The sequence below is a fragment of the Type-D symbiont of Plautia stali genome, assembly GCF_001485335.1.
In the GTDB taxonomy this organism is placed as follows: Bacteria; Pseudomonadota; Gammaproteobacteria; order Enterobacterales; family Enterobacteriaceae; genus Pantoea; species Pantoea vagans_C.
The window spans coordinates 1-316 of record NZ_BBOC01000218.1 but is presented as its reverse complement, the minus strand read 5'-3'; the positions used below and the strand labels follow the sequence as shown (position 1 = coordinate 316).

The window sequence follows — 316 nt, the reverse complement described above, 5'->3', positions numbered from 1 at the left end:
CCAGGGCAGTCAGTACACAAGCCATGAGTGGCAGTCGTTCCTGAAATCACACGGCCTGGAGGGCAGCATGAGCCGTCGTGGTAACTGCCACGATAATGCGGTTGCAGAAAGCTTTTTCCAGTTATTGAAACGCGAGCGGATAAAGAAAAAGATCTACGGAACGCGGGAAGAAGCCCGCAGCGATATTTTTGATTACATCGAAATGTTTTATAACAGTAAGCGTCGGCATGGTTCGAGCGAGCAGATGCCTCCGACTGAATATGAAAACCAGTATTATCAACGGCTCAGAAGTGTCTAGATTATCCGTGGCGATTCA

Annotated in this window: 1 protein-coding gene; it reads left to right on the top strand. The window is 48.4% G+C overall.

The genetic code is table 11. The annotated features are described in order from the left end of the window. The coding region (locus PSSD_RS26075) for an IS3 family transposase (RefSeq protein WP_153011542.1) at nt 1–298 on the top strand (298 nt) is incomplete at its 5' end. Between the last annotated feature and the right edge of the window lie 18 nt (nt 299–316).